The organism is Streptomyces sp. N50 (assembly GCF_033335955.1).
Classification (GTDB): Bacteria; Actinomycetota; Actinomycetes; order Streptomycetales; family Streptomycetaceae; genus Streptomyces.
In genome coordinates, this window is record NZ_CP137549.1 from 2,510,041 (window position 1) to 2,536,295 (window position 26,255).

Genomic DNA, 26,255 nt, shown 5'->3' on the forward strand with positions numbered 1-26,255 from the left:
CCTCGGCGGAATTCATGGTGCCGGTGTGTCGATTGCGCCCCGCCCCGTTCGACGCACGGGTAAGGACCGATCGAGGAGGTTGTCATGGGTGAGGTCGTCGCACGGCTGGCCGTGTCGCTGGACGGGTACATCGCGGGACCGGAGTCGGGGCGGGAGCATCCGCTGGGCATCGGCGGGGAGCGGCTGCACACGTGGGTGTTCGGGCTGCGGAGTTTCCGCAGGATGCAGGGGATGGCGGGCGGGGCGGGCGGCCCGGACGACGAGTTGCTCGCCGAGTGGATCGAGCGGCTGGGTCCGGTGGTCATGGGGCACGGGATGTTCGTCAGCGGGGAGACCCCGTGGGGTGACGAACCGCCGTTCCACGCACCGGTGTTCGTGGTCACCCACCAGCCGCGCGAGTCGGTGGTGAAGAAGGGCGGTACGACCTACCACTTCGTCACCGAGGGTCCCGGCCGAGCGCTGGAGCTGGCCCGCGAGGCCGCGGGTGACAAGGACGTCTCCCTGGCCGGGGGCGCCGATCTGATCCAGCAGTTCATCCGTGCCGGGTGGCTGGACGAACTCCTCCTGCATGTCGTGCCGGTGCTCGTGTGCGGCGGGCGGCGGCTGTTCGACAACGTGGGCGACGCGCAGATCGAGTGGCAGAAGACCCAGGTCCTGGACTCCCCCGAGGTGACCCATATCCGGTTGCGCCGCTCCCCCACCGGCTCCTGACAATGGCGGCATGACCTGGACGATCACCCCGGAACCCTACGACTCCCCCGTCGCCGCCGCGCTCTGGCGGGCGTACTACACCGAGGTCAGCGACCGCTGGTACCTGCTGCACGAGAACCGCCGGACGGACCCCGCCGAGCTGGAGCGGGAGATCGCCGCCCGCACCGGCTCCGAACTGGCCCCGCCCGGCGGCCAGTTGCTGGTGGGGTGGTACGAGGGTGCGGCAGCCGGATCGGCGGGCGTACGGCTCCTCGACGCGACGACCGCCGAGCTGACGAGGGTCTTCGTCCACGAGGGCATGCGCGGCCGGGGCGGCGCCCCGAGGCTCGTGACGGCCGCCGAGGACGCCGCCCGCGAGCTGGGCGCCAAGGTGATGATCCTCGACACCCGCGACGACCTGGTGGAGGCACGCGCCCTGTACGCGCGGCTCGGCTACGAGGAGACCGGGCGGCACAACGAGGACCCGTACGCGGAACACTGGTTCCGCAAGAACCTCGACTGACCTCAACTGAGCTTCGCGGCCGTCCCGTTGTGCGGCTGCTCGCTGTCCGAGCCGCACAACTCCCCGTTCAGCTCCTTCACCAGCTGGATCAGGTCGGTGGGCCGGTCCGGACCCCACCAGTCGCCCAGCGTCTCCGCGAGGGACTCCTCGCGGGCCTGGGAGAGCTTCTCGGCCATCTCCCGCCCCTGGTCGGTCAGTTGGAGGTCGAGGCCCTCCCGTACGGCCAGCCGCCGCTCCTCGACCTGACGGACGGCGGCGAGGATGACGGGCAGCGGCACGGTGCTGCGCTCGGCGAGCACACCCGGCTCGGCCCAGCCGTCCCGCCTGATCCGCAGCAGCAGCCAACTCGCCGCCGGCTGAAGGTCGTAGCCCGCCTTCGCGGTGATCGTCTTGTAGATCTCGCGGCGCCCCTCCCGCGTGCCGAGCACGGACAGCGCGCGGCACACCTCGTCGTACGACGACCGTTGGACGGGGTTGCTGGCGAGGGTCTCGGTGACGTCCGGCGCCGTGACCGAGCCGCGCAGCTTGTCCTCCTTGAGGAACCAGGCCAGGACGAAGCCGACGAGGGCGACGGGGGCGGCGTAGAGGAAGACGTCGGTGATGGAGGAGGCGTAGGCGTGCAGGGCCTCCGGGCGTACGGCGGACGGGAGTTGGGAGATTCCGCGCGGGTCCGACTCCAGGCCGTCCGGGGTGACGCCCGGCGGCAGAGAGGTGCCCCGGAGGGCATCCGTGAGCTTGTCGCCGAGCCGGCTCGCGAAGATCGTGCCGAAGATGGCGACGCCGAACGAGGCCCCGATGGACCGGAAGAAGGTCGCGCCGGACGTGGCGACGCCGAGGTCCTCGTACGAGACGGCGTTCTGCACGATGAGCACCAACACCTGCATGACCAGGCCGAGTCCGAGTCCGAAGACGAAGAAGTACGCGCTCATCTCGGCGGTGGAACTGCCCTCGTCGAGGCGGTGGAGCAGGAGCAGGCCGAGGGCGGTGATGCCGGTGCCCGCGATGGGGAACACCTTCCAGCGGCCGGTGCGGCTGACGATCTGGCCGGAGGCGGTGGACGAGATCAGCATGCCGAACACCATCGGCAGCATGTGGACGCCTGACATGGTCGGGGTGATGCCCTGCACGACCTGGAGGAAGGTCGGCAGATAGGTCATCGCGCCGAACATCGCGAAGCCGACGATGAAGCTGATGACGGCGGCGAGCGTGAAGGTGCGGACGCGGAACAGCTTGAGCGGGAGGACGGGTTCGGCGGCCCGCCGCTCCACGGCGACGAACGCCCCGATCAGCACCACACCCAGCACCGCGAGCCCGATGATCTGCGGCGATCCCCAGCCCCAGGTGGTGCCGCCGAGGGAGGCGACGAGGACCAGGCAGGTGGCGACCGCGGCGATGAGGAAGGTGCCGAGGTAGTCGATGACGTGCCGGGTCGACCTGCGCGGGATGTGCAGGGCGGTCGCGATGACGGCGAGGGCGACGACTCCGACGGGGAGGTTGATGTAGAAGACCCAGCGCCAGCTCAGATGCTCGGTGAACAGCCCGCCGAGCAGCGGCCCGAGGACACTCGTAGCGCCGAAGACGGCCCCGAACAGCCCCTGGTAGCGCCCGCGTTCGCGCGGCGAGACCACATCCCCGACGATCGCCATCGACAGCACGATCAGCCCGCCGCCGCCGAGCCCCTGCAACGCCCGGAACCCGATCAGCTGGGGCATGTTCTGCGCGGCCCCGCACAGCGCGGACCCGACGAGAAAGATCACGATCGCGATCTGGAAGAGCCGTTTCCGCCCGTACTGGTCGCCGAGCTTGCCCCAGAGCGGGGTCGCGGCGGTCGACGCGAGCAGATACGCGGTGACGACCCACGACAGGTGTTCCAGCCCACCGAGATCGCTGACGATGGTCGGCAGCGCGGTCGACACGATGGTCTGGTCGAGGGCGGCGAGCAGCAGCCCGAGGAGCAGCGCCCCGATCGAGACGAGGACGTTGCCCGACACGTGTTCCTGGGCGGAACCGCCCCGCTGCGGGGGCCTCTCCGGTGGCTGCGCGTCCTGCACATTCCCCGTCATACCGTGCGCATCGTCGGCCATGAAGACCTCCTGCGGCTCTCGTTACACATCCATGGTGATCGGTATGGCGGGTTACGGCCTGTTGAGTCCGTTTGGAAGCTGTCATTCCGGGGGTCGGAGGAGACGACGTGAAGGAGATCCGCATAACCTCTGGAGTTCGACGGGGAGGGACGAACACGTGAACGAGGCGAAGGGCCACATATGCCCGCAGTGCGGGGCACCCCGGGCAGCCGACGGCTCCCCGTCCTGCGCCTGCACCCAGCGGGCGTCCGACGCGCTGCGCGACGCGCGCACGGCGGAGGCGGCAGCGGCGGAGGACTTCGACCCGCTGCGGATCAGACCGTATGTGGAACTGGACAGCCCCGCGCAGGAGCGGCCGCCCGCACCGGCGACACCGACGACTCCCGAGGGTGAGACCCAGCAGCTCCCGGCGGTCGAGGAGACGATGCTGCTGCGAGCGGTGCCGCCGAACCCGGCCGCACCGGTTTCTCAGGCGGAGACATCGGTCCTCCCCACTCTGCGATCACCGTCGGACACGGCCCCCGTCCCGACGGACCTGAGCCTGTTCGCGGACGGCGGGAGCGGCGAGGGCGCCGGGGCCGCCCCGGAACCCCCGACGGACGACGAGGACCGCCCGCGCCGCCGCCGCACCGTCCTCCTCGCCGTCACGGGAGCCGTCGTGGCGGTGGCCGCGGTGGCGGGTTTCGCGAGCGGCATGTTCTCGTACGAGCCCCCGTCACGGGACGAGGCGGCCCCCCAGGACGTACGGGGAAGCGTCCCGACGGCGTCGAAGAGCACGGCACGGGCCACACCGTCCACAACCAGCTCCACGTCCGTCCGGCCGACGTCGGCGTCCCCGACCCCGTCACCCAGCGAGACCCCGTCACCGACGGCGTCATCGACCCCGTCGGCTACGGCATCGCAGTCCGCGAACGCCAGCAAGACCCCGGCCCCCACCACCACCGCGTCAACGGCCTCCGCCACGAACCGCCAGAGCAGCACCACCCCCGCCCCGGTCCTCCAACGCGGCGACGAAGGCCCCGAGGTGACCGAACTCCAGCTCCGCCTGACCCAGTTGAGGCTCTACACCGGCCCCGACAACGGCATCTTCGACAAACAGGTCCAGACATCGGTACGCACCTACCAACTGGCCCGCGGCATCACATCCGACACGCTGGGGGTGTACGGGGCGGCTACGCGGGCGCGGCTGGAATCGGAGACCACTGAGCCGTGACGCGGCGCTGGCTGGGGGCGGCTGAGAGGCGCCGGGGTTGTGGCTGGGTGGTTTGGGCTGTGTGCGGGGTGCGGGTGGGTGGGGGCTGGGCGCGCAGTTCCTCGCGCCCCTGGGGGGGTGGGGTGCGGGGAGCTGAGAGGCGCCGGGGCTCGCGGCTGGGTGGTTTGGGCTGTGTGCGGGGTGCGGGTGGGTGGGGGCTGGGCGCGCAGTTCCTCGCGCCCCTAGGGGATTTGGGTGCGGGGAGCTGAGAGGCGTCGGGGCTCGCGGCTGGGTGGTTTGGGCTGTGTGCGGGGTGCGGGTGAGTGGGGGCTGAGCGCGCAGTTCCCCGCGCCCCTAGGGGATTTGGGTGCGGGGAACTGAAAGGCGCCGGGCCGTGCAGGGAGTGCCAGGGTCACGCACGGCACGTAGGGCACCCCCGAGGAGCAGCCCCCCAAAGGGGCGCGGGGAACTGCGCGACCAGCCCCCACGGCGCAGTACCCGCGAACCAACCCAAGGCGGCACAACCGGACGCGCACCCCTCACCTCACGTGACCTCCTAGCCCACGTGCAGCCGAATCTCCCCGCCCCCCGCGTCCTCGACCCGCACCGCACGCAGATCCCGCACCACCACATCCGCCCGATGGAACCCGGCCTGCGGCCCAACCCCCACCACCCGCATCCCCGCGGAGCGCCCCGCCGCAATACCCGCCCCGGAGTCCTCGAAGACAATGCAGTCCGCGGGCGCAACGCCCAACTCGGCGGCCCCCTTCAGAAACCCCTCGGGATCAGGCTTGCTCGCGCCGACGGATTCGGCGGTGATACGGACCTCGGGCAACTCCAACCCCGCCGCCCCCATCCGCGCCGTGGACAACGCGACATCCGCCGACGTGACAAGCGCGTGCGGCAGCCCCCGTAGCGACGCCAGAAACTCCGGCGCCCCAGGGATCGGGACGACACCCTCGACGTCAGCGGTCTCCTCGGCCAGCATGCGGGCGTTCTCCGCATGGTTCTGCTCCATCGGCCGCCCCGGCAGCAGCAGCGCCATCGACGCATACCCCTGCCGCCCATGCACGACCTTCATGACCTCGTCCGCGTTCAACCCATGCCGCTCGGACCAACGCCGCCAGATCCGCTCCACGACGGCATGCGAGTCGACAAGGGTGCCGTCCATGTCCAGCAGAAGGGCACGGGCGGTGAGCACGGTGGTGGCCGTCATCGGCAGGCTCCAAGGAACGGGAGAGTAGAACGCGGGTCAACCCCCGGAGGGACAAGGTGGCCCCGTCCGCCGGTCAGGGAAAACGGACGGGAACCACTTTGTTTCCCTACGGTACAAAACAGGACCGGCATCGCGCCACCGCCCCCCGGAACAGTTCACCCACCGTTCAGCTCACCCCGCCGAACCAGAGCCGTCCCGGAACCGACCAGAGCCCCGTCACCCGGCGACGGCCTCCCACAAGCTCCACGCCCCCAGCGCCAGCATCAGCACCGCCGCGATCCGCGTGATCAACTCCAACGGCACCCGCTTCATCAGCGCCTTCCCGCCCACGATGCCCAGCCCGGCCACCGCCCACAGCGCCAGCACCGCACCGAGCCCGACGGAGAACGGATCGTCGTAACGCGCCGCGAGGTTCGCCGTCATGATCTGGGTCAGGTCACCGAACTCGGCGACCAGGATGAGCATGAACCCGGCACCGGACACCCGCCAGAAGGACTGGTCCTTCGGCGCGCGGACCTCCTCGTCGTCGTCACCCTTCTTGAAGAGGAGCACCGCCGCCCCACCCAGGAAGAGCACACCGGTGACCGCGGCCACCAACTGCTGCGGCAGCAAGGTCAGTACGCTGCCCGCCGCCACCGCGAGCACGACGTGCAGCAGGAACGCGGCGGCCACACCGGCGAAGACGTACGAGGCACGGTAACGGGTGCCGAGGACGAGTCCGGCGAGCGCGGTCTTGTCGGGGAGTTCGGCGAGAAAGACGACGCCGAAGACGAGCGCCGTCACGCTGATGCTGATCAAAATTCCTCAATCGGTCGGGGCCGCCCCACCGAGAGTGTGATTGCTGTCCGCGGACACCTCGGCACGGCAGCGCACACGAAAAACGACTAGTGCACTGCTTTACCGAAGGTCTCGCTGGCCGATCCCCGCGTATCCACGCGATGGACCTGCCTCCGGGCGCCGGCTCAGACGAGCTGAGCAGTATGTCGACGGTCCGGCGAAGAGCTACTCCCCTTCTGCGCCATCCACTGTACGCGAGGACCGGCCCCGCCCACCCGTGAGGAAAGTCTCGTCGCGCCCCTTGTTGTGTCATGAGCACGTCACTAGCTTCTTACCGGACGCACACCTCCCCGCAACACGGCACCGCGAGCATTTCCCCGCTCGCACTCCAACACCCCCACACCACAAGGGAGTTCGTATGCCGAAGTTCTACGCGCGTCGACGACGGCTCAGCATACTCGCGACACTGACCGGCCTCATAGCCTTCGCCGGACTCTTCAACGGCCCGACCGCCTCCGCCGCCCTCCCCACCCCGGTCAGCGCCGCCACCGCCCGCACCTACCTCGCCTCCCTCACCGTGGCCACCGAGGTCAGGACCGGCTACGAGCGCGACCTGTTCCCGACCTGGGACACCATCAGCGGCACCTGCAACACCCGTGAGTGGATCCTCAAGCGCGACGGTACGAACGTCGTCACCACCTCCGCCTGCGTCGCCACCAGCGGCAGCTGGTACTCCCCCTACGACGGTGCCACCTGGACCGCCGCCTCCGACGTCGACATCGACCACCTCGTCCCGCTGGCCGAGGCCTGGGACTCCGGTGCCCGCAACTGGACCACCGCCCAGCGCGAGTCCTTCGCCAACGACGTGACCCGCCCGCAGCTCCTCGCGGTCACCGACAACGTCAACCAGTCCAAGGGCGACAAGGACCCGGCCGAGTGGATGCCCTCGCTCACCTCGTACGCCTGCACCTACGTGCGTGCCTGGGTCCAGGTGAAGTACTACTACGACCTCTCGGTCGACACCGCCGAGAAGGCCAAGCTCACCTCGGTCCTCAGCGGCTGCTGAGCCCCGCAGGCAAGTGGTCATCCGCGGAACCTAGTCGCTGACCTCCGTCGTTCCGTACCGTACGGGGCGACGGAGGAAGGTGATCACCGTGGCCGGACTGAGTCTTGGACCACTGCTTCGCTACGCCGACGGCTCGTCCGCGACCGTATGGGTCGAGGCGAGCCGTCCGTGCACCGCCGAGGTGCGCTGCGCGGACGGCGCCGGCGGCACCGCCCGGACCTTCCAAGTGGCGGGCCACCACTACGCGTTGGTGCCGGTGGAGGGCCTCACACCGGGGACCTCGACGCCGTACGACGTGTTCCTGGACGGCACACGTGTGTGGCCGCTGCCCGACTCCCCCTTCCCGCCGTCGGTGATCCACACCCCGGACGCGGACGGTACGGTCCGTGTCGCATTCGGCTCCTGCCGCTGGGCCGCGCCGGCCGCCGACGCCCACGACCCGGTGGGCCCGGACGCCCTGGACTCGCTGGCCTCGCGCATCGCCCGCGACCCGCAGGCCGAACGCCCGGACGTACTCGTCCTGTTGGGCGACCAGGTCTACGCCGACGAGGTCTCCGACGCGACCCGCCGCTGGCTCTCCGCCCGCCGCGACCTGCGCGAGCCGCCGGGCAGCGAGGTCGCGGACTACGAGGAGTACACGCGCCTCTACTACGAGTCCTGGCTGGACCCGGAGATCCGCTGGCTCCTGTCCACCGTGCCGAGTTGCATGATCTTCGACGACCACGACGTGATCGACGACTGGAACACGTCCGCCTCCTGGCTGGCGGACATGCGGGAGACCCCGTGGTGGCGCGAACGACTGCTCAGCGGCCTCATGTCGTACTGGGTCCACCAGCACCTCGGGAACCTCTCCCCCGCCGAACTCGCCGCGGATCCTCTCTACTTGGCGGTCCGCGAGATCCCCGACGGCACCGACGAACTCCGCGCCTTCGCCTGCCGCGCCGACGCCGACCCGGCCACCGTCCGCTGGAGCTACCGGCGCGACTTCGGCCGCGTCCGCCTGCTGATGGTGGACAGCAGGGCGGCCCGCGTCCTCGACGAGCAGAACCGCGCGATGCTCGACCCCGGCGAGGCCGACTGGCTGCGCACCGAGGCACTGAAGGACCCCGGTTCCTACGACCACCTCCTCATCGGCACCTCCCTCCCCTGGCTGCTGCCCCACCTCGTCCACGACGCCGAGTCCTGGGACGCTGCCCTGTGCCGGGGTGAACGGGGCACCCGCTGGGCCGAGTTCGGCGAGAAGCTGCGCCGCGCGGCCGACCTGGAGCACTGGGCGGCGTTCCCGGAGTCGTTCGAGAACCTGGCCGACCTGATCGCCGAGGTGGGGACGGGAGAGGGGGCACCGGCGTCGGTGCTCGTACTGTCGGGGGACGTACATCACGCGTACGTCGCGGAGCCCAAGTGGCAGACGAGGCCCGCCGGTTCAGAGCCGACCGGGCCCGTGGTCTCCCGCGTCCTCCAGCTCACCTGCTCCCCCGTCCACAACTCCATCCCCTCCTACATACGCGTCGGCTTCCGCTTCGGCTGGAGCGCGGTCGCCCGCGGCCTGGGCCGCCGCCTCGCCCGGCACGGCCGGTGCGCGGACCCGTCGGTCAAGTGGCGCAAGACGGGCGGCCCTTGGTTCGGCAACCAGCTCATGACCCTTACCCTGCGCGGCCGTTCGGCCCGGCTGCGGCTGGAGCAGGCGCGGGCGGACGGGACGCTGAAGACCGTGGAGGAGTCCCCGCTGACACCCCCCTGACCTCGGTCGGGGCATGATGAGGCGGGCCGTCCGCTTTCCCAGTGGGCGGTCTGCTCCATTGCGCCCCCACACGCCCGGGAGTCCCCCTTTTGTCTACAGCGAACGCGCCCGACAGCGACCCGGCCCCCGCCCTTCCCCCCGCCCCGGCCGCCGTGTCGGTCGCCGTGGTCGGCGCCGGTCCGCGCGGCACCAGCGTCCTGGAACGCCTCTGCGCCTCCGCGCCGGACCTCCTCCCGCCCGGCACCCGGCTCACCGTCCACGTCGTCGACCCGGCACCCCCGGGCCCCGGCCGCGTCTGGCGCTCCGCGCAGTCCCCCGAGCTGCTGATGAACACCGTGGCCTCCCAGGTGACCCTCTTCACCGACGCCAGCGTCGACTGCTCGGGGCCCGTCCGCCCCGGCCCGAGCCTGCACGAGTGGGCACCCGCCGAACTGGGCCCGGACGACTACCCCACCCGCGCGCACTACGGCCGCTACCTGGAGTGGGTGTTCGCCCGCACGGTCCGCGAGGCCCCCGAGTCCGTCCAGGTCGCGACGCACAGGGCACGCGCGATACGCCTCGACGACACGGCGGACGGCCACCAGTCCCTCACCCTCGACAACGGCCGTACCCTGTCCGCCCTTTCGGCCGTGGTCCTGGCCCAGGGCCACCTCCCGACGACCTCGGACACGCCCCAGCGGCGCACGGCGGCCTACGCCGACCGCCACGGCCTGTGCCACATCCCGCCCGCCAACCCGGCCGACGTCGACCTGTCCGTCGTACGGCCCGGCGAACCAGTCTTGTTGCGCGGCCTGGGCCTCAACTTCTTCGACCACACAGCCCTGTTGACGACGGGCAGGGGCGGCCGTTTCACCCGCACGGAGAACGGCGGCCTGCGCTACGTCCCCTCGGGCAACGAGCCCCGCCTGTACGCCGGTTCACGCCGAGGCATCCCCTACCAGGCCCGCGGCGACAACGCGAAGGGCCCCTACGGCCGCCACACCCCCCAAGTCCTCACCCCCGAGGCGATATCCGCCTTCCGCAAACGCGCCGACTCGGCCGAGCCGCCCGAATTCCGCACGGAGATATGGCCGTTGGTGGCGAAGGAGGTCGAGACGGTCTACTACACGGCGCTGCTACGACCCTCCCGCCACCCCGAGTCGACGGACATGGACTTCACCGAGCGCTTCCTCGCCGTCCCGCACCGGGACCCCCAAGAGGCCCTGCTGCTCGACGAGTTCGGGATAGCGGCCGCCGACCGCTGGAACTGGGACCGGCTGTCCCGCCCGTACACGGAAGCCGATCTCGCGCATCCCACCGCCTGGCGGGACTGGCTGCTGGCGTATCTGCGCGAGGACGCCGAGCACGCGGCGCTCGGCAATGTGGACGGCCCGCTCAAGGCGGCGCTGGACGTGCTGCGCGATCTGCGCAACGAACTCCGGCTGGTCGTCGACCACGGCGGTCTGGCCGGCACCTCCCGCCGTGACCACCTGGACCGCTGGTACACGCCGCTCAACGCGTTCCTGTCCATCGGCCCGCCCCGGCGCCGTATCGAGGAGCTGGCCGCGCTGGTGGAGGCGGGCGTGGTGGAGGTGCTCGGGCCGCGGCTGGAGGTGCGGGAGGCGGACGGCGCCTGGGTGGCGCGCTCACCGGTGGTACCGGACTCGGCGGTGCGTGTGACAACCCTCATAGAGGCGCGACTGCCCGAACCGGACCTGCGCCGCACCGCCGACGACCTGCTCGGTCGCCTGCTGCGGACGGGCCGGTGCCGGCCGCACACGGTGGACGGTTACGAAACGGGAGGACTCGACGTAACACCACGCCCGTACCGTCTGATCGACCGTCAAGGAGCCGTCCACACACGGCGGTTCGCGTTCGGGGTGCCCACGGAGGGCGTGCACTGGGTGACCGCGGCGGGTGCTCGTCCAGGGGTGGATTCGGTCACGCTTTCGGATGCCGACGCGGTGGCGAGAGCGGTTCTACGTGCGGCGACGGACGAACCGGAACCGCAAACGGAAGCTGAACGGTGGCCAAATGTTGAACTTGCAAGCATTGATTAGGTTCACCTAACGTTGATCGCTCACTCGGCTCGTCCCCAGACCGGTCCGCGACCCGGACCGGCCCGACCGAAGGAGCACCCCCCACGTGACCCCTCACATCAACGGACACCTCAACAAGGCCCAGCCGTACGCCGTCGGCCTGTTCCGGATCGTCGTCGGCCTGCTCTTCGCCTGCCACGGAGCGGCCTCGCTCTTCGGCGTCCTCGGCGGCGCGGCCGGCACCGACGGCGGCACCCTGGACGCGGGCACCTGGCCCGGCTGGTACGCGGCCGTGATCCAGCTCGTCGGCGGCACGTTCGTCCTGCTCGGCCTCGGCACCCGGGTGGCCGCGCTGATCACCTCGGGCTCGATGGCGTACGCGTACTTCGACGTCCACCAGCAGGCGGCCCTGTGGCCGATCCAGAACGGCGGCGAGGCCTCGGCGATGTTCTGCTGGGCGTTCCTGCTGCTGGTGTTCACGGGCTCCGGCGCGCTGGGCGTGGACCGGCTGTTCGCGAGGCGGTCCGCCACGGCGGCCCCGGGGCGGACGTCGGCGGACCAGACACCGGTAGCCGCCTGACCCACTGAGGACCCACTGAGCGGCTGCCCGGTGCCCCCTCCCAGGGACACCGGGCAGCCGCGTCAGGGAGCCCAGCCGAACGGCACGGTGAAACAGGCCGCGCGGACGCGGCTGCCCGGCATGTCATGGATGACGACGGAGGACGCCTCGCCCTGCCGGAAGCCCCAGTCGTGCTGGGCACTGGCCTCGGCGGCACCGTGCTCGTCGGCGGTGAAGTCGAGCCAGACCTCGTTGTCGGCGTTGGTGGCGGCCGGGTCCGTGGACGGCTTGTGCTGGAAGTGCCCGCCCGCGGCGGCCGGGTCGGCACCGCAGGGCTTCTGGTGCACGTGGACGCCGTACGCGTGCCCCGGCACCATCCCGTCCACCTTCAGCCGCACGGTCGTAGCACCACTGACTGCGATGTGCTGACTGACCTGGATCCAGGCAGCAGCCGGGACCAGCTTCCCGTCATACGTAACCGCCGCCGACGGCACGAGGGCGCCGACCGGAGCGAACCGGGCGTCCGTCCGCATCCAGTACCCGTCAGGGGCGCCGGTGCCGACGCCGGAGCCGCCTCCGCCGCTCGCCAGAAGGGCCGCGACGACGGCGCCCGCACATATGCCTGCCACCATGATGTGTACCGTTCCTAACGTTCAGATGCCTTTGGGTGCGTTTGGATCCCCTTTAAGTTGCTACGGGACGCGGGCCCGCCCCGCCCCTCGGGACAGGGCAGCCGGGTGAACGCGCTGTGCGGATCACACGCGCCCCCCGTGAATCTCCTGTACCCACCCAGGCGTACGCTGTATGGCTGTCACTGGCCGTCTTTGCCGCGGCCCACGGGGGAGTTCACGGGGAGACGCGTTGTTCGAGAGTGTGGGGTCGCTGACCGGCAGCCCATGGATCTACGCCATGGTCGCCCTGTCCGTACTCCTTGATGTGTTCCTGCCGGTTCTGCCGAGCGGTGTCCTGGTCATCGCGGCCGCGACGGCGGCGGCAGCGGGCACCGGTGCGGCGGCGGACGCGGTTCCCGTCCCGCACGAGGTCCCCAGCATCCTGGCGCTGATCGCGTGCGCGGCCACCGCGTCCGTCCTGGGCGACCTGGTCGCCTACCGGCTCGCCTGGCGCGGCGGCGCCCGCCTGGACCGCGCGATCTCCCGCTCCCGCCGCCTCACCACCGCGCAGGAACGTCTCGGCCTCGCCCTCGCCCGAGGCGGCGGAGCCCTGGTCATCCTGGCCCGCTTCGCCCCCGCAGGCCGCTCGGTAGTCTCCCTCGGCGCAGGCGCCGCCCACCGCCGAGCCCGGGACTTCCTCCCCTGGTCAGCCCTGGCGGGCCTGTCCTGGGCGGCATACAGCGTGGCGCTGGGCTACTACGGGGCACAGTGGCTCGGCACGACCTGGCTGGCGACGGGGGTTTCGTTGCTGGCGTTGTTCGGGGCGGGCGCGGGCGCGGCGTTCGTAATGCGGAGGCAGCCGGGGGTTGCGGCGGAGGTTAGCGCGCCTTAGGGGCGGGTTCGTTACGGCAGGGGGGCGCGGGTTCGTTACGGCGCGGGAGCGCGGGTTCGTTGCGGCGCGGGAGCGCGGGTTCGTTGCGGCTCGGGGCGCGGTTCGCTACCGCGCGGGAGCGCGGGTTCGTTTTGGATCGGGGGCGCGCGTTCGCTTCTAGGCACACGGCTTCGCGACGAATCAGGGGCCCGCGTCCGTCTTTCAGGGGCGCGAGGAACTGCGCGACCAGCCCCCACCCACCCGCGGATTCACCACGGACCTGAGGCGCGCGTCCGTTTTGAATCAGGGGCGCGCATCCGTCTTTCAGGGGCGCGGGGAACTGCGCGACCAGCCCCCACCGACCCGCGGATTCACCACGACCCAGAGGCGCGCATCCGTTTCCAGGGACACGGCTTCGCTACAGATCAGGGGCGCGCATCCGCTTTTCAGGGGCGCGAGGAACTGCGCGACCAGCCCCCACCGACCCGCGCTTTGATCACTACGCTCCCCGCGAAGCGCCCGCCCCCCTCACCTCAAGCCCCGCCAGCAACTCAGCCGTAGCCTCCGCAATCACATCAACCGCACGGTCGAAGACCTCACGATTGTGCGCGGCAGGCGCCCGGAACCCGGAGACCTTCCGCACGTACTGCAACGCGGCAGCGCGAATCTCCTCCTCCGTGGCCTCGTCGGGCAGAACAGGCGGTCGAAGCGTCTTGATACTGCGGCACATACCCCCAGTCTCCCGCGCCGCAAGCGATACCGCCGCCCCTCTCCCGAACACACCTGCGATGATCCTTTCCGAGGCGGCCACCGTCACCACGCACGGGGCCGACCGACGAAAGGACGCACAACATGGCGAACAACGAACTCACCGTGGCGGTACTGGGCCCCGGCGGCGTAGGCGGCCTGCTCGCGGCGCTGCTGTCCCGCGCCGGCCACCGAGTGATCTGCCTGGCCGGAGCAGAAACGGCCGACACCCTCCGTACGAACGGAATCCAGGTCCACAGCGCCCGCTTCGGCGACTTCACCGCCCCGGTGGAGGCGGACACGGAACTACGCGAACCGGTGGACGCCTGCCTGATCACGGTCAAGGCGACAACCCTGGACGCGGCCCTCACCCGAGTCCCGGCGAAGACCCTGGGCGACGGCCTCCTCGTCCCGTTCCTGAACGGCGTAGAACACCCGACACACCTGCGCGCCCGCCACACCCCCGCCCGGGTGGCCCCCGCGATCATCCGGGTCGAGTCAACTCGCACCGCTCCAGGGGTGATTGACCATGGCAGCCCGTTCGCGGAGATCGACCTGACAGGCGACCCGGTCCCCCGCGCCCGCCTGGACACCCTGGCGGAGGCACTGCGCGAAGCCGGCCCCGCGACCCAGGTCCTGCCCGACGAGACGGCCGCGCTCTGGGCCAAGATGACCTTCCTGGCCCCCTCGCCCTCCTCACCACCCGCTACGCCCTCCCCCTGGGCGACGTACGCACGCGCCACCGCGAGGAGTTGACGGCCCTGCTGGAGGAGACGGCGGCGGTGAGCCGCTCGTACGGCGGCCCGTCGGACGCGGCGGGCGCACTGGCCCGCTACGACACCTTCCCTCCGCAGACCAAGTCGTCGATGCAGCGCGACGCGGAGGCGGGCCGCCCGCTCGAACTGGACGCGATCGGCGGGGCGTTGCTGCGGGCGGCGGAACGACAGGACATCGCGGTACCGGTAACGGCAAGGCTGGTAAGGGAGTTGGAGACCCAAACCGCCAACTGACCGACAGGGCCGCTCCAACGACCGACGGGGTCACCCGTGAAGGTCGACCCGCCAGTCGTTGGAGGTCATCCAGCACCCCTTGGGGTACTCGAACTCCACCTCACCGAGCAGGGTGAACCCAGCCTTCCGGCACACCGAGTTCGACGCGGGATGGCCGACGCCCGGAAAGGCATGCAGATACCGGTTCCACCCGGCGGCCCGCGCCTCCGCGACCACGGCACGGGCCGCCCGGGCGGCAAGCCCACGCCCCTGGAACTCGGGCAGGACACCCCACCCGGTCTCCCACACCGACTCCCCCCGCCACTCCCGCTCCCAGAACCCGATCGAGCCGACGGTCTCCCCGCTCCCCGCCAACTCGACCCGGTACATGCGCCCCCGCTCCAACCCGAGATACCGCCGATGCCGGGCATCGAGCTGCGCCGCACTCTCGGGACCCCCCAAGTGGGCGGTCATCTCAAGGCTGTTGTTCCGCTCCAGCAACCAGAAGTCACCCTCACCCCAGGGCTGGAGCCGTACGAGTTCCACGTCCATGCCGAGCACACTAGGCGGACCCACTGACACCCGGCTCCGTCAACTCCGGCCCACCGGGCGCCGCAGCCACTCGGCGTACCAGGTACGGAAATCCGGGCTCACCGGCACGAAGCCGCCCCAGTCCGGGTCGAGCCGCCAGAGCTCACCCCTTCGCGGACCGTTCAGGATCAGCCTGACGTAGCTGCCGCAGCCCTCGTCGGCCAGCATGAGCGTGCCCGGGGTCAGCTCGCGGGCCGACGGGCCGATGCGGCCGGGAAGGGGTTCGGTGAGGGGGAACGGCCCGGCGAGCCGGCCCGGCTGTCGGTCCTCTTCCCATTCGTCGTCCACGGCCCACTCCCACTCCTCGCCGACCCCGAGGCGGCGGGGTGCGGCCAACGGCATCAGCCCGTGGCCGGGACCGGCAGGTCCGTCACCCACCTCCGTGACGAAAGACCGGTACTCCGCCGGCAGGTCGATGCCGTGGACCACCTCGAATGCCCTGACCTCCGCCTCCGGCAGCGCGGGCGACAGCTCGTACCGGTGCGTGTCCGCCCCGAAGCGCGACCGGTCCGGGTCCCGTGCCGCCAGCTCCCGTATCCGAGCCCGCACGCCGCCCTCGTCCCACCGCTCCATCCGGCGACCGTAGCAACACCGCCCCCAACCCGATCGTGTGAAGTCCCCCAAGGAACTCGCGACCCAAATTCGAACAGGCGTAGCATTAGCGCGTGGCTACGACCTATGACTTCCCGAGTGACCTCCTCGCCGGTCAGGAGGAGCTGCATCAGGTCCGGAACGAGCTGTCGGCCCTGCTGAAGCGGCTGCCCTGGTCGGTCGAGCCCCTGGACGGGTTCAGCGACGTGGGCGGCTGGCGCAAGGTGGAGCGCCCCGCGTCCCCCGGCTGGACGCCCGACGAACAGGCCGAGGTGGAGAAGCTCCGGCAGCGCGAGCACGAACTCGCGGTCTTCGTCAGCGGCCACCGTTTCTGGACGGAGGTCGCGGCGACGGAGCGCGTGGAGGGCCGGATGCGGCTGAAGCACGCCCACGAGACGCCTCCGACGGACGGCAAGGACGGCAAGGACGGCAAGGACGGCAAGGACGACTGAGGGGACCGGGACGACCGGGGCGACCAGGACGACCGGGGCGACCCAAGTCGACTTAAGCCTTGGCGAGTTGACGTAAAGCTTTGGATCGCCGGAGCAACCGCCGGGCGGCGATCACAGATGCGGGCAGTCCCGCCTCAACTACGGCTTCCGCAGCGCCCGTTGGGCCACCAAAAGGACCGTCACGGCCCCCACCGCCCCCACGGCACCGACACCGACCGCCCGGAACCCGCGCGTGGACCGCCACGACAGCACCGACCACCGCGACTGCGCGGACAGTACTGACCCCGTGCTCAGCCACGACCCGGCCGAGACCAGCGACAGGGCCGAGCCGATCGAACCGACCGACAGCGCGCTCCCGATCGACCCCACGGACAGGCTCGACCCGACGGACCCGATGGACAGCACCGACCCCACCGAGCCGATCGACAGCACCGAGTCCTTGGACCAGAGGGACAACACGGAGCCGGTCGCGGCCGCGCCGGATCCGGTGCGAGGTCTGCTCATGTGACCATCCTGCCCAGCATCCCCGGAAACCGCGACAGGGCCGGACCAGAATGACCGATACGGTCACCCGCCACGACCCCAACTCCCCACCACGGCACGCCGAGACCGTCGAGCGGAAGTACGCCACGTCACAACAGCCGGGAATGCCACACCGGTTGGCGGTCACCGGGCAGTCGCCGGCCCAGTCGGGGTACTCGATCACCGCGGTGGGGGACACGGTGCAAGGGCTGGGGATGAACTCCTCGTCATACTCGCCCTGTTGCGGGGCGGGGATGTCCCGGAGCACGCCGGTGGCGAGGACCTCCGCCTCGTCGCGCCAGCGGAGCTTCGGCAGTGCCGCGTACGCCTGGTCGGCAGGGTGGATCAGCGGGCACCGGAGCAGCTGGAGCACGTCCGTCCCTTCCGGGAACGGGAGTTCAGGGACCTCACGGGCGAAGAGCTGGACGACCGGCACCATGGGGACCGTCCGGCCGGGTTCCTGTCGTGGGGCGGGACGTGGTGTCCCCGTTGTGCGCAGGAGGGCCAGGGCTCGTCCGCCGGGCGTGGACCGCGAGTTCGGGTATCAGGTCGTCCAGGTCGAACGGCGGGCCGGTGACGCTCTGTTCCACGGGTGGGGTCTCCTTGTCCGCGCCCGGTGGCACGCTCCGTAGGATGCCTTACGTGACCGGAAGCGTCGTGCTGTGGGACTTCGACGGGACCCTGGCGTTCCGGGGCGGCAGGTGGCGTGGGTGCCTGGTGGAGGCGCTGGACGAGGTCGCGCCCGGGCATGGCGTGGTCGGGGCCGATGTGGCGCCCGGGTTGCGTGACGGTTTTCCCTGGCATCGCGCGGAGACCGGGCATCCCGGCCTGAACAGCCCCGACGCGTGGTGGGACGCTCTGCGGCCGCTCTTCGTGAAGGCGTATGCCGGGGCGGGTGTCGAGGACCGGTTGGCCGCCCTCGCCGCGAGCAGGGTGCGGGACCACTACATCGACGCGAGCCGTTGGACCGTCTTCCCCGACAGCCCCGCCGCGCTCGAAGAACTCGCCGGCGCCGGGTGGCTCCACGTCATCGTCAGCAATCATGTGCCGGAACTGGATGGTCTGCTTCGGGATCTCGGGCTCGGCCGGCACTTCGCGGCCGTGGTCAACTCCTCGCTCGTCGGGTGGGAGAAGCCGCACCGCCGGATCTTCGAGGCCGCGTTGGAACGGGCCGGGTCTCCCGAGCGGGTCTGGATGGTCGGTGACAACCCGGTGGCCGATGTCGGCGGCGCCGAGGCCCTCGGAATCCCGGCGATCCTCGTCAGCCCGGCGGAGAGCGGGCTGCGACCCGCCGTGCGGCGCATCCTCGACGGGGATGTGGACTCCCAGTGGACTCCGGCCACGGAAAGAGGCCTCCCGGGGAACTCCCCGAAAGGCCTCTGACCTGCTGCTTATCCTGGTGGGCGCGGACGGTTTCGAACCGCCGACATTCGCCTTGTAAGGGCGACGCTCTACCCCTGAGCTACGCGCCCAGGACGAGTCGACAGCCTACATTGCCGGGGGGCCTGTCCTGCAAACCCGTATCGCCACGGAGATGTACCGGGGGATCCCCGAGGGCTCCCGAGGGCTCGGCTCCCGGGGGTTTTCCCCACCCCGGGTCCGGGAGCGCGCCGGATGCCCCCGCCGGGCGCCGCTCTCTACGGTCGAAGGGAGCCGTAGGAGTCATCGGGACTCCGCGACCGTCCCAGGGGGAAACCATCGTGACCCGCACCCGCAGCACCCGCCGTGTCCTCGCCGCGACCGGCGGCCTCGCCCTGCTCCTCGTCGGTGTCACCGCGTGCGCCGGTGCTTCCGCCGGTGACGACAAGCACCCCGATCAGCGGACCTTCGCGCTGCCCGGCCGTACCCTCACCATCGACTCGGACGACTCCGCGCTGGAGGTCGTCGCCGCGGACTCCAATCCGGCGGGGAAGATCGAGGTCACCCGGTGGTGGCAGGGCAGCGTGGCGATCGGCTCGGATCCCAAGGTGACCTGGGCCATGAAGGGTGACCGGCTGGTGCTGCGGCTGAAGTGTTCCGGGGTGGTCGCCGACTGTTCGGCCAAGCACCGGATCGAGGTGCCGCGCGGGGTCACCGTGAAGGTGGAGGACGGGGACGGGAGTGTGCGGGCGCGTGGGTTCAAGGACGCGCTGAATGTGCGGACGGGCGACGGTTCCGTGCATGTGACCGACTCCACCGGGCCGCTGACCCTGCACACCGGGGACGGGTCCGTGCACGCGGAGGTGTCGTCCCGGGAGGTGCGCACGACCACCAGTGACGGGTCGGTGCACCTGGAACTCGGGGTCGTACCGGACCTGGTGGAGTCCCGCAGCGGTGACGGGTCGGTGACGATCGCGTTGCCCAAGGGGGCCGCCGAGTACCGGGTGACGACCAGGACCGGGGACGGTGGAGTGGATGTGTCGGTGCCCCGGGACTCGTCAAGTTCTCATGTGGTGACCGCCCACACCGGCGATGGGAAAGTCACGGTGCGGAACGCGAACTGACCGGCCCGTGTGTTCGTCCTCTACCGGTGGGAGAATGACAGCGGTCAGGATGGAAGACACGGGAGAGGGATGTGACGGCGACACCAGCGCAGCCGTATTCGCCGCTCACACGGCCCCGGCGCGGTTCCGCCGCCGCCCGTGCCGCGCTCGACACCCTTACGGTCATGAGCCTGCCGCTGCTGGTCGGTGTGCTCGCGCTCCCCGCCACCTTCGCCGGCGGCGGCACCCGGCGCTGGTTCGGCGGGCGGGCCGAGAGTCAGCGGGCCGAGGCACAGGCGGCGAAGGACGCCGCGGCGGCCGCGTTCTACGAGCTGGACACCGCCCAGCGGGATCTGCGGATCTCGATAGACACCATCACCGCGGTCGACGACTCGCCGGCCGCCCGCCGCGCGGTCACCGACTTCGAGGCGCTGGGCCGCCGTATCGACGAGGCCAGCGGCCGGTACATCAACGCCGTCGACGCGCACGACCTCGACCGCGACGACCTGGAGGCCGCGGCGGCGAACCGCGCCCGCACCGAACTGACCGCCGCCAAGGACCAGTTGGGGCAGGTCAAGCAGGAACTGGACCGGTTCGAGAGCGGGCTCGGGCCGCTGCTCGGCAAGGCCGAGACGCAGCTCGCCCGGCTCGCCCCCGCCGTCGAGCGCGCCCGGCAGGCACTGCTCGCCGCCTCCAACGCCCTGGACGCCGTGCGGGCGTCGGGGCTGCGCGCCGACGATCTCGCCGCCCGGCTCGCCGCGCTCGGGCCGGAGCTGACGAAGCTGAACCAGGGCGCGGGACAGCACGGCGTACCGCAGACGCTGGAGCGGGCCACGCAGGTCGCCCGGGAGGCGGAGGCCATCCGGGCCGAGGCCGACGGGCTGCCCGAGCGGGCCGCCGAGATCGACCACCGGCTCGTCTCCCTCCGCACCCGCGCCCAGGCGCTCACCACCCGTGCCGGTCAGGTCGACCCGGTGCTCAGCGAGCTGCGGCGCCGCTTCTCCGCCGCCTGCTGGCAGGACCTCCAGCACGTCCCCGACCAGGCCGGGGAGAACGTACGGCAGGCCGAGCTGAAGCTGAAGGAGGCGCAGGCCGCCCGGGACGCGCAGCGCTGGCCGGACGCCACGTCCCTGCTGTCGACCGTCCGGGCGCTGCTGAACACCACCGACGAGGCCGTGTCGGCCGCCGGTGACCGGCTGCGCCGGCTGAACGCCGTACAGAAGGACCCCCAGCAGGAGATCGACCGCACCCGCTTCGCCATCCGCGACGCCCAGCGCCTCGCGATGTCCGGCCGCACCACACCCGAACCACGCCACGCCCGCCCGCTCGACGACGCCGTGGCACGCCTCGACCGCGCGATCACCACGCTGGAGGGCCGCCACCCCGACTACTGGCACTTCCTGACGGAGACCGAGTCCGTACGGCAGACGGTCGCGCGGGTGGTCGGCCAGATCCGCGAGGAGCGCGGGACCGCCGGGCACTGAGCACGCGTCGGCCCCCGGTCGCGTACCGGAGGAAGCGACGGGGGGCCGACGGGAAAGCGGTGCGGATCAGGTGCGGTACGCGTAGTAGTACGCGTTCGGGTACGACGCGATGAGGCTCGCCACCGACCTGCGCAGGGTGTTGTTCGAGTGGTACGTGACGTACGGGACGCCGTTGCTCTTGGCCGTCACGATCATCGTGTGGTCCTTGGCGCCGTCGCGGTCGAAGTCCATCTGGAGGACGTCGCCGACCTCCAGCTGGTAGACGTTGGCGAGCGGGGTGGTGCGCTTGGAGTTCTGCGCGAACCAGGACCACTCGTTGACGCCGACGAAGGAGTCCGACTGGATGTCGGCGGTGCCGAACCACTTCGTGTAGTCGTAGACGTAGCCCGGGACGTGCTTCCAGCCGCCGGCCTTCAGGGACTGGCTGACGAAGTTGGTGCAGTCGCCGCCGTCCGCGTGGCCGTTGAAGTCCGGGTAGGCCGTGTTGTAGACGTTCCAGTACTTCTCGGCGTACGCCGCCATCGCCTTGTAGTCGTACGTCGTGCTCGTCTTCGGGACCGCCACCGGGTTGCGGGTGGTGGCCGCGCGCGGCGCGTCCGGCGTGGTGTTGCCGTCGTCGGCCGGGGCGGGCGACGCCTTGACCGCGGGCTTGGCCACCGTGTTGACCGCGAGGCCGCCGGTGTCCGTGTCCTGGATGTTCGAGAGCTGCCAGGTGCCCTGCTGGTCGGCCTTGAAGGTCAGTTCGTGGTGGGCCTGGAAGCCGGTGGTCTTCGGCTCGTTCCCCGTGGCCTTCGCGTACGTCAGCGTCGTCGTCTCGGTGACGTCGGCCTTCGCCGTCCGGCCGGTCACCCGGGTCGCGTCCAGCGTGACCTTGGTGGCGCCCGTGCTGTACGTCTCGCCGAGCTTCGCGATGCTGCTCTGGCGGCCGCGCAGCTGGCTCAGCGCCGACTTCTCGTCGCGCGACTGGGTGCTGGAGAGGCGGACGTCGCCGGAGAAGCGCGAGGTGCTCTGCTTCGTCGTGGCCCCGTGGACGAGCGCCTGGGTGCGGTCGGTGAAGACCGCGTCGGCCAGCTTCTGGAAGGTCGCCTTGGTCGCGGCGTTCACGGTCGGGTCGTCGACGACGGCAGCGCCCGCGCTCCAGTTGGGCACGAGGGCGACGCCGGCGACGACCGAGGCGGCGGCCGCCGAGATTATGGCCGTACGGCTCCGCTTACGGCTCAGTTTTCTGGATTTCAATGGTGTTCCCCTCTACGCCGGTACGCCTACCGGGCGAGGGCATCTTCGCACGCCATGTGTGGCTCCTGTGAAGGGGGTTGCACTTGGTTAGTTCACCAGTCCCGGGAGGTCACTTGACCACCGTGGACCAGTCGGGCGACTGAGCCGGGTCCAGGCTGCGCAACTGCTGCAAAGTCTGGGGCGACTGAACGTCCATCCAGTCCGAAAGCTCCCTGAAGGACACGCACTTGACGCCCTTCTTGGTGCAGATCTTCGGGATGATCTGGTCGATCGCCTTCATGTAGATGCTGCCGTTCCAGTTCTCGAAGTGGTTCCCGATGAACAGGGGCGCCCGGCTGCCGTAGTAGACGCGGTTGAAGCCGGCCATGTACGAGTCGACGGTCTTCTTCTCCCAGTCGGCGAACTTCGCGGGGTCTCCCTGGGTGGCGCCGCCCGACTGGTTGTAGAGGAAGTTGAAGTCCATCGACAGGGCCTGGATGTTGTCCCCGTAGGGGAGCAGTTCGAGCGGGAAGTCCCAGAGGCCGTCCTTCTTGGTGGGCCATATCTGGAAGTCGCCCGGGGAGCTGGCGTCGTACTTCCAGCCGTAACCCTTCAGCGCCTTCAGGAGGTTGGGCTGGCCCTCCAGGCACGGAGCGCGGCCGCCGACGACCTCCTTCTTGAAGTCGAAGGGCAGGGCCGGGATGTCGGTGTAGCCGGTGTTGGTCTTCCAGTTCTCGACGAAGGAGAAGAACTGGTCGATCTCGCTCTTCCACTGCGCGACGCTCCAGTCGCCGCCGCCCTTGGCCTCGCAGAAGTGGCCGTTGAAGTGGGTGCCGATGTCGTTGCCCTGCTCGTAGGCCAGGCGGAGCTGCTCCAGCGTGTCCCGGATGTGCTGGTCGGTGGGGAAGTCGATCGCGGCCGAGCCCACCGGGTGCATCGGCGGGTGGTAGAGGTCCCTCTTGCTCTTGGGCAGCAGATAGATGCCCGTGAGGAAGAAGGTCATATGGGCGTTGTACTCCTTCGCCATCTCCCGGTAGTGCGAGAAGAGTTTGTCGTCCCCCTGCAGCGCGCCGTCCCAGGAGAAGACCACGAACTGGGGCGGTTTCTCACCGGGCTTGAGCGGCACGGCCTTCAACTGGTCCTTCTGCGGCCCCGTGTACGAGGTCGAGCCGTCCCCCAGCACCTGCGTCTTGCCGTCCCAGACGGGTTCCTTGGTCGACTTGGGCTCGGCGTTCTTGCCGGCCGACGCGGTGGGCGCCGTGTTGTCCCGGTTCAGCGCCAGGTACCCGGTCACCAGCGAGGCGACGACGAGGAACACGGCCAGGGTGAGGAACCCCGGCTTCGGGGTACGCCGAGGACGCGGTTCAGGGACTCTGCGGCGGCGGCCGGACGGCGCCTTCGTCGGGGGCTTCATGGGCGGCTCATTCTGCGAGGAGGTGGCGGTTGCGCTGCGGTGGTCAGCCGAGCTCAGCCGAGCGGGGTCATGGCTCTCGACCAGATGCCGTAGGGGACGTCGGTTGCTGGGGTGCCGGAAACTCCCTTCAGCGGCATGGGTTCCAGGCTCTTGGTCAGATCGATGCGGTAGACGACGACGGCCGTCGACACGGACTTGGCCGTCCCGACGTACCAGGCCGCGGTGTCGTCCTGCGTGGTGCCGGTCTTGCCCGCCACCTCGGTCCCGGCGGTCTTGGCGGCGGTGGGATGCGCGAGGCCGAAGGAGTCCGTGAGCGCCTCCGTCACCTCACTCGCGGTCTCCTTGCTCATCGCCCGGCTCGGCTCCGGCCGCTCCAGGGCGACCGCGGCGCCGTTACGGGTGATACGGCGGACCGAGTACGGCTCCGTGTGGACGCCCCCGGCGTCGAACGTGCCGTACGCGCTCGCCATGCGCAAGGCACTGGGCGTGGCATTGCCCAGCGACAGCGCGGGTACCTGGGCCCCGAAACTGGAGGAGAGCAGGCCGGCGTCCTCGGCCGTCTTCCGTACGGTCGCCAGGCCGGTGTCCATGCCGAGCTGCATGAACGGGGTGTTCACGGACTGGGCCAGCGCCTGGCGCAGACTGATCTGCCCGTAGGACTTCTTGCCGTCGTTGTGCGCGGCGACCTTCTTGCCGCTGCGGTCCCAGTACGGCCCCTCCGGTGTGGTGACCGGCACGCCGTCGTCCCCGTCGTACAGCGTGTCCGGGGTGACCGAAGTCGGCGGTCTGCCACGGGTCTTGGTGACCCCGTGCTCCAGGGCGGCCGCGTAGACGAACGGCTCGAAGGCCGAACCGGCGGGCACAGTGGTCGAGTTGGAGTCGTTGTAGCCCTGCGTACGGTGGTCAGGGCCGCCGTAGACGGCGAGGATCCGGCCGTCCGAGGCGACCGAAGAGGCGCCGTAGTGCGCGGTCTTCGCCGTGCCGGGATGCTTGTCCAGCGCGTCCTTGCGGGCCTTGGTGACGGCGTCCGTCAGCTCGGTCTCACGGTTGCGGTCGAAGGTCGTGTAGATCTGGTAGCCGCCGAGGTCGAAGTCCTTGTCCGAGATGTGCGCGGTCTTCTTCACGTACTGCGTGGCGAGTTCGACCAGGTAGTCGCTCTGCTTGCCGGTGTCGTAGGTCTTCGACTGCTTGAGCGGCTCGGGGAAGGTCTTGTACGTGGCGCGCTCGGCCGGCGACAGCTTGCCGATCTTCACCATCCGGTCGAGGATCCACGACCAACGGGCCACCGCCCGGGCGTGGTTGGCCTTGCTGAGCGTCGGGTCGTAGAGGCCCGCGCCCTTCAACAGCGAGGCCAGGAAGGCGCCTTGGCTCGCGTTGAGCTGGCTGACGTCCTTGCCGTAGTACGCCTGCGAGGCACGCTGCAGGCCATAAGTCCCGCGCCCGAACCAGCTGGTGTTGAGATACCCCTCAAGGATCTTGTCCTTGCTCATCTTGTTGTCGAGCTTGAGGGAGATCATCGCCTCGGTGAACTTGCGGCTCACCGTCTGGTTCTGGGTCAGATAGACGTTCTTCACGTACTGCTGGGTGATCGTCGAGCCGCCCTCGGTGTCCCCCTCACCGACCGTGCGGTAGAGGGCGCGGGCGATGCCCTTCACGGAGATGCCGGGGTCGGTGTAGAAGCTCTGGTTCTCCGCGGCGAGCACCGCCCAGCGGACGTCGGTCGGGATGTCCTTCAGCGGCATCGCCTGCCGCTGCACCCAGCCGGTCCGGGCCATGGGCGTCCCGTCGGACCAGAAGTACACGTTGTCCTGCTGGGTCGCGTACGAGTTGAGGTTCGAGGGGATGTCGGTGGTCGCATAGGCGACGACGAGGAAGAGTCCGCTGAGTCCTACGGCGGCCAGCACGCCCCCGACCGACTGCCGCCAGGAAGGTATCCAGCGGCGCCAATCCGTACGACCCGCGCGCGGGTAGATCGGGCGCAGCTTGCGGACGTACGGCGTGAGGAAGATCACGGCCGGGGCGAGGCGGGCGGCGACAGGAGCGAGGCGGGTGCGGAGGATCGCGGCGAGGCGGGAGAGACGGCTGCGGAGGGACGCGCGGTGGGCCTTGCGGCCCCGGCGGCGCACCGGTTTCGACTCCCCCTCGGGTATCTCCGGCGCCTTGGGTATCTCCAGATCGGACAACCGCAGCTGCATGGTCTCGTCCGGCCTGAACCCGGCGGGGAGCTTCAACTGCATGGTCTCGTCCGGTGCCTGGCGCTCCTCCCCGTCCCCCTCGTGGGTCACGACGCGACTCCCCTCCGCACTCCTATTGCTCGCACAGGCAGACGCATTGACGTACGAGGGTCTGAAATGGTTGCCGTGAACACGACTGCAAATCCCGGTTCCCCCCGGCCTCACAGATCACGCGGCGCCCTCAAATTACCAGTGGTCTTCGCAAG

23 protein-coding genes, 1 tRNA gene and 1 pseudogene are annotated in these 26,255 nt (G+C 70.4%); 13 read left to right on the forward strand and 12 right to left on the reverse strand.

Annotated features, from left to right (window positions below):
• Positions 1-84 precede the first annotated feature (84 nt).
• A complete protein-coding gene (locus R2B38_RS10960; RefSeq protein WP_318016066.1) occupies positions 85-711 on the forward strand; it encodes a dihydrofolate reductase family protein in 627 nt (208 codons plus the stop codon).
• Positions 712-721: 10 nt separating this feature from the next.
• Positions 722-1,213, forward strand: coding sequence for a GNAT family N-acetyltransferase (locus R2B38_RS10965; protein ID WP_318016067.1), 492 nt, complete (start codon positions 722-724; stop codon positions 1,211-1,213).
• 2 nt (positions 1,214-1,215) lie between these two features.
• Here the strand turns inward: R2B38_RS10965 and R2B38_RS10970 are convergent, their stop codons facing one another.
• On the reverse strand, positions 1,216-3,297 hold the full coding sequence (locus R2B38_RS10970; protein WP_318016068.1) for an MFS transporter: 2,082 nt from the start codon (positions 3,295-3,297) through the stop codon (positions 1,216-1,218).
• A gap of 157 nt (positions 3,298-3,454) precedes the next feature.
• Here R2B38_RS10970 and R2B38_RS10975 point away from each other — a divergent pair, with 157 nt between their 5' ends.
• Entirely contained in the window at positions 3,455-4,510 is a 1,056-nt protein-coding gene (locus R2B38_RS10975; protein ID WP_318016069.1) for a peptidoglycan-binding domain-containing protein, read from the forward strand.
• Positions 4,511-5,045: 535 nt separating this feature from the next.
• On the opposite strand, the gene R2B38_RS10980 is transcribed toward R2B38_RS10975, so the two are convergent.
• On the reverse strand, positions 5,046-5,705 hold the full coding sequence (locus tag R2B38_RS10980; protein WP_318016070.1) for an HAD family hydrolase: 660 nt from the start codon (positions 5,703-5,705) through the stop codon (positions 5,046-5,048).
• Between the two features lie 216 nt (positions 5,706-5,921).
• The gene (locus tag R2B38_RS10985; RefSeq protein WP_318016071.1) at positions 5,922-6,503 is read right to left on the reverse strand and encodes a TMEM165/GDT1 family protein; all 582 of its coding nucleotides are present in this window, start codon (positions 6,501-6,503) and stop codon (positions 5,922-5,924) included.
• A 397-nt stretch (positions 6,504-6,900) separates the two neighbouring features.
• Here R2B38_RS10985 and R2B38_RS10990 point away from each other — a divergent pair, with 397 nt between their 5' ends.
• From R2B38_RS10990 to R2B38_RS11005, 4 genes are all read left to right on the forward strand, one after another.
• On the forward strand, positions 6,901-7,548 hold the full coding sequence (locus R2B38_RS10990) for an HNH endonuclease family protein (RefSeq protein ID WP_033286911.1): 648 nt from the start codon (positions 6,901-6,903) through the stop codon (positions 7,546-7,548).
• Positions 7,549-7,636: 88 nt separating this feature from the next.
• On the forward strand, positions 7,637-9,289 hold the full coding sequence (locus R2B38_RS10995; protein WP_318016072.1) for an alkaline phosphatase D family protein: 1,653 nt from the start codon (positions 7,637-7,639) through the stop codon (positions 9,287-9,289).
• An 89-nt stretch (positions 9,290-9,378) separates the two neighbouring features.
• Positions 9,379-11,328 (forward strand): FAD/NAD(P)-binding protein, encoded by a 1,950-nt coding sequence (locus R2B38_RS11000; protein ID WP_411978439.1) that lies wholly within the window; start codon positions 9,379-9,381, stop codon positions 11,326-11,328.
• A 97-nt stretch (positions 11,329-11,425) separates the two neighbouring features.
• Positions 11,426-11,887: a DoxX family protein gene (locus R2B38_RS11005; protein WP_318021642.1), complete on the forward strand. Its 462-nt coding sequence runs from the start codon at positions 11,426-11,428 to the stop codon at positions 11,885-11,887.
• Positions 11,888-11,949: 62 nt separating this feature from the next.
• Here the strand turns inward: R2B38_RS11005 and R2B38_RS11010 are convergent, their stop codons facing one another.
• On the reverse strand, positions 11,950-12,498 hold the full coding sequence (locus R2B38_RS11010; protein ID WP_318016073.1) for a superoxide dismutase family protein: 549 nt from the start codon (positions 12,496-12,498) through the stop codon (positions 11,950-11,952).
• A 229-nt stretch (positions 12,499-12,727) separates the two neighbouring features.
• Here R2B38_RS11010 and R2B38_RS11015 point away from each other — a divergent pair, with 229 nt between their 5' ends.
• Positions 12,728-13,369, forward strand: a complete 642-nt coding sequence (locus R2B38_RS11015) for a DedA family protein (protein ID WP_318016074.1) — start codon at positions 12,728-12,730, stop codon at positions 13,367-13,369.
• Between the two features lie 478 nt (positions 13,370-13,847).
• Here the strand turns inward: R2B38_RS11015 and R2B38_RS11020 are convergent, their stop codons facing one another.
• Complete coding sequence (locus R2B38_RS11020; RefSeq protein ID WP_033286906.1) at positions 13,848-14,078, reverse strand: DUF2277 domain-containing protein; 231 nt, start codon at positions 14,076-14,078, stop codon at positions 13,848-13,850.
• A gap of 122 nt (positions 14,079-14,200) precedes the next feature.
• Here R2B38_RS11020 and R2B38_RS11025 point away from each other — a divergent pair.
• Positions 14,201-15,105: pseudogene (locus R2B38_RS11025) on the forward strand (ketopantoate reductase family protein).
• A gap of 30 nt (positions 15,106-15,135) precedes the next feature.
• On the opposite strand, the gene R2B38_RS11030 reads toward R2B38_RS11025, so the two are convergent.
• On the reverse strand, positions 15,136-15,636 hold the full coding sequence (locus R2B38_RS11030) for a GNAT family N-acetyltransferase (RefSeq protein WP_318016075.1): 501 nt from the start codon (positions 15,634-15,636) through the stop codon (positions 15,136-15,138).
• Between the two features lie 39 nt (positions 15,637-15,675).
• A complete protein-coding gene (locus tag R2B38_RS11035; RefSeq protein WP_318016076.1) occupies positions 15,676-16,248 on the reverse strand; it encodes an SMI1/KNR4 family protein in 573 nt (190 codons plus the stop codon).
• A gap of 92 nt (positions 16,249-16,340) precedes the next feature.
• Between R2B38_RS11035 and R2B38_RS11040 the strand changes: the two genes are divergently transcribed.
• On the forward strand, positions 16,341-16,718 hold the full coding sequence (locus tag R2B38_RS11040; protein WP_318016077.1) for a hypothetical protein: 378 nt from the start codon (positions 16,341-16,343) through the stop codon (positions 16,716-16,718).
• 138 nt (positions 16,719-16,856) lie between these two features.
• Here the strand turns inward: R2B38_RS11040 and R2B38_RS11045 are convergent, their stop codons facing one another.
• Positions 16,857-17,222: a hypothetical protein gene (locus tag R2B38_RS11045; RefSeq protein ID WP_318016078.1), complete on the reverse strand. Its 366-nt coding sequence runs from the start codon at positions 17,220-17,222 to the stop codon at positions 16,857-16,859.
• 660 nt (positions 17,223-17,882) lie between these two features.
• On the opposite strand from R2B38_RS11045, the gene R2B38_RS11050 reads away from it, so the two are divergent.
• Entirely contained in the window at positions 17,883-18,623 is a 741-nt protein-coding gene (locus R2B38_RS11050; RefSeq protein ID WP_318016079.1) for an HAD-IA family hydrolase, read from the forward strand.
• Positions 18,624-18,637: 14 nt separating this feature from the next.
• On the opposite strand, the gene R2B38_RS11055 is transcribed toward R2B38_RS11050, so the two are convergent.
• Positions 18,638-18,712 (reverse strand) — tRNA-Val (locus R2B38_RS11055).
• 228 nt (positions 18,713-18,940) lie between these two features.
• On the opposite strand from R2B38_RS11055, the gene R2B38_RS11060 reads away from it, so the two are divergent.
• Positions 18,941-19,723, forward strand: a complete 783-nt coding sequence (locus R2B38_RS11060; protein WP_318016080.1) for a DUF4097 family beta strand repeat-containing protein — start codon at positions 18,941-18,943, stop codon at positions 19,721-19,723.
• 71 nt (positions 19,724-19,794) lie between these two features.
• Positions 19,795-21,186 carry a hypothetical protein gene (locus R2B38_RS11065; protein WP_318016081.1) on the forward strand — a complete coding sequence of 464 codons (1,392 nt, stop codon included), beginning with the start codon at positions 19,795-19,797 and terminating at the stop codon, positions 21,184-21,186.
• Positions 21,187-21,252: 66 nt separating this feature from the next.
• On the opposite strand, the gene R2B38_RS11070 is transcribed toward R2B38_RS11065, so the two are convergent.
• The 3 genes from R2B38_RS11070 to R2B38_RS11080 all read right to left on the reverse strand — a co-directional run bounded on the left by R2B38_RS11070 (position 21,253) and on the right by R2B38_RS11080 (position 26,052).
• Positions 21,253-22,422 (reverse strand): amidase domain-containing protein, encoded by a 1,170-nt coding sequence (locus tag R2B38_RS11070; protein WP_318016082.1) that lies wholly within the window; start codon positions 22,420-22,422, stop codon positions 21,253-21,255.
• Positions 22,423-22,531: 109 nt separating this feature from the next.
• Positions 22,532-23,815 carry a hypothetical protein gene (locus tag R2B38_RS11075; protein ID WP_318016083.1) on the reverse strand — a complete coding sequence of 428 codons (1,284 nt, stop codon included), beginning with the start codon at positions 23,813-23,815 and terminating at the stop codon, positions 22,532-22,534.
• Positions 23,816-23,868: 53 nt separating this feature from the next.
• The gene (locus R2B38_RS11080; protein WP_318021643.1) at positions 23,869-26,052 is read right to left on the reverse strand and encodes a transglycosylase domain-containing protein; all 2,184 of its coding nucleotides are present in this window, start codon (positions 26,050-26,052) and stop codon (positions 23,869-23,871) included.
• Positions 26,053-26,255 lie beyond the last annotated feature (203 nt).

Coding starts and splice junctions, on each gene's coding strand:
- R2B38_RS10960 (WP_318016066.1), top strand. CDS start 85: ATGGGTGAGGTCGTCGCACGGCTGGCCGTGTCGCTGGACGGGTACATC.
- R2B38_RS10965 (WP_318016067.1), top strand. CDS start 722: ATGACCTGGACGATCACCCCGGAACCCTACGACTCCCCCGTCGCCGCC.
- R2B38_RS10970 (WP_318016068.1), bottom strand. CDS start 3,297: ATGGCCGACGATGCGCACGGTATGACGGGGAATGTGCAGGACGCGCAG.
- R2B38_RS10980 (WP_318016070.1), bottom strand. CDS start 5,705: ATGACGGCCACCACCGTGCTCACCGCCCGTGCCCTTCTGCTGGACATG.
- R2B38_RS10990 (WP_033286911.1), top strand. CDS start 6,901: ATGCCGAAGTTCTACGCGCGTCGACGACGGCTCAGCATACTCGCGACA.
- R2B38_RS11010 (WP_318016073.1), bottom strand. CDS start 12,498: ATGGTGGCAGGCATATGTGCGGGCGCCGTCGTCGCGGCCCTTCTGGCG.
- R2B38_RS11020 (WP_033286906.1), bottom strand. CDS start 14,078: ATGTGCCGCAGTATCAAGACGCTTCGACCGCCTGTTCTGCCCGACGAG.
- R2B38_RS11030 (WP_318016075.1), bottom strand. CDS start 15,636: ATGGACGTGGAACTCGTACGGCTCCAGCCCTGGGGTGAGGGTGACTTC.
- R2B38_RS11035 (WP_318016076.1), bottom strand. CDS start 16,248: ATGGAGCGGTGGGACGAGGGCGGCGTGCGGGCTCGGATACGGGAGCTG.
- R2B38_RS11045 (WP_318016078.1), bottom strand. CDS start 17,222: ATGAGCAGACCTCGCACCGGATCCGGCGCGGCCGCGACCGGCTCCGTG.
- R2B38_RS11075 (WP_318016083.1), bottom strand. CDS start 23,815: ATGAAGCCCCCGACGAAGGCGCCGTCCGGCCGCCGCCGCAGAGTCCCT.
- R2B38_RS11080 (WP_318021643.1), bottom strand. CDS start 26,052: ATGCAGTTGAAGCTCCCCGCCGGGTTCAGGCCGGACGAGACCATGCAG.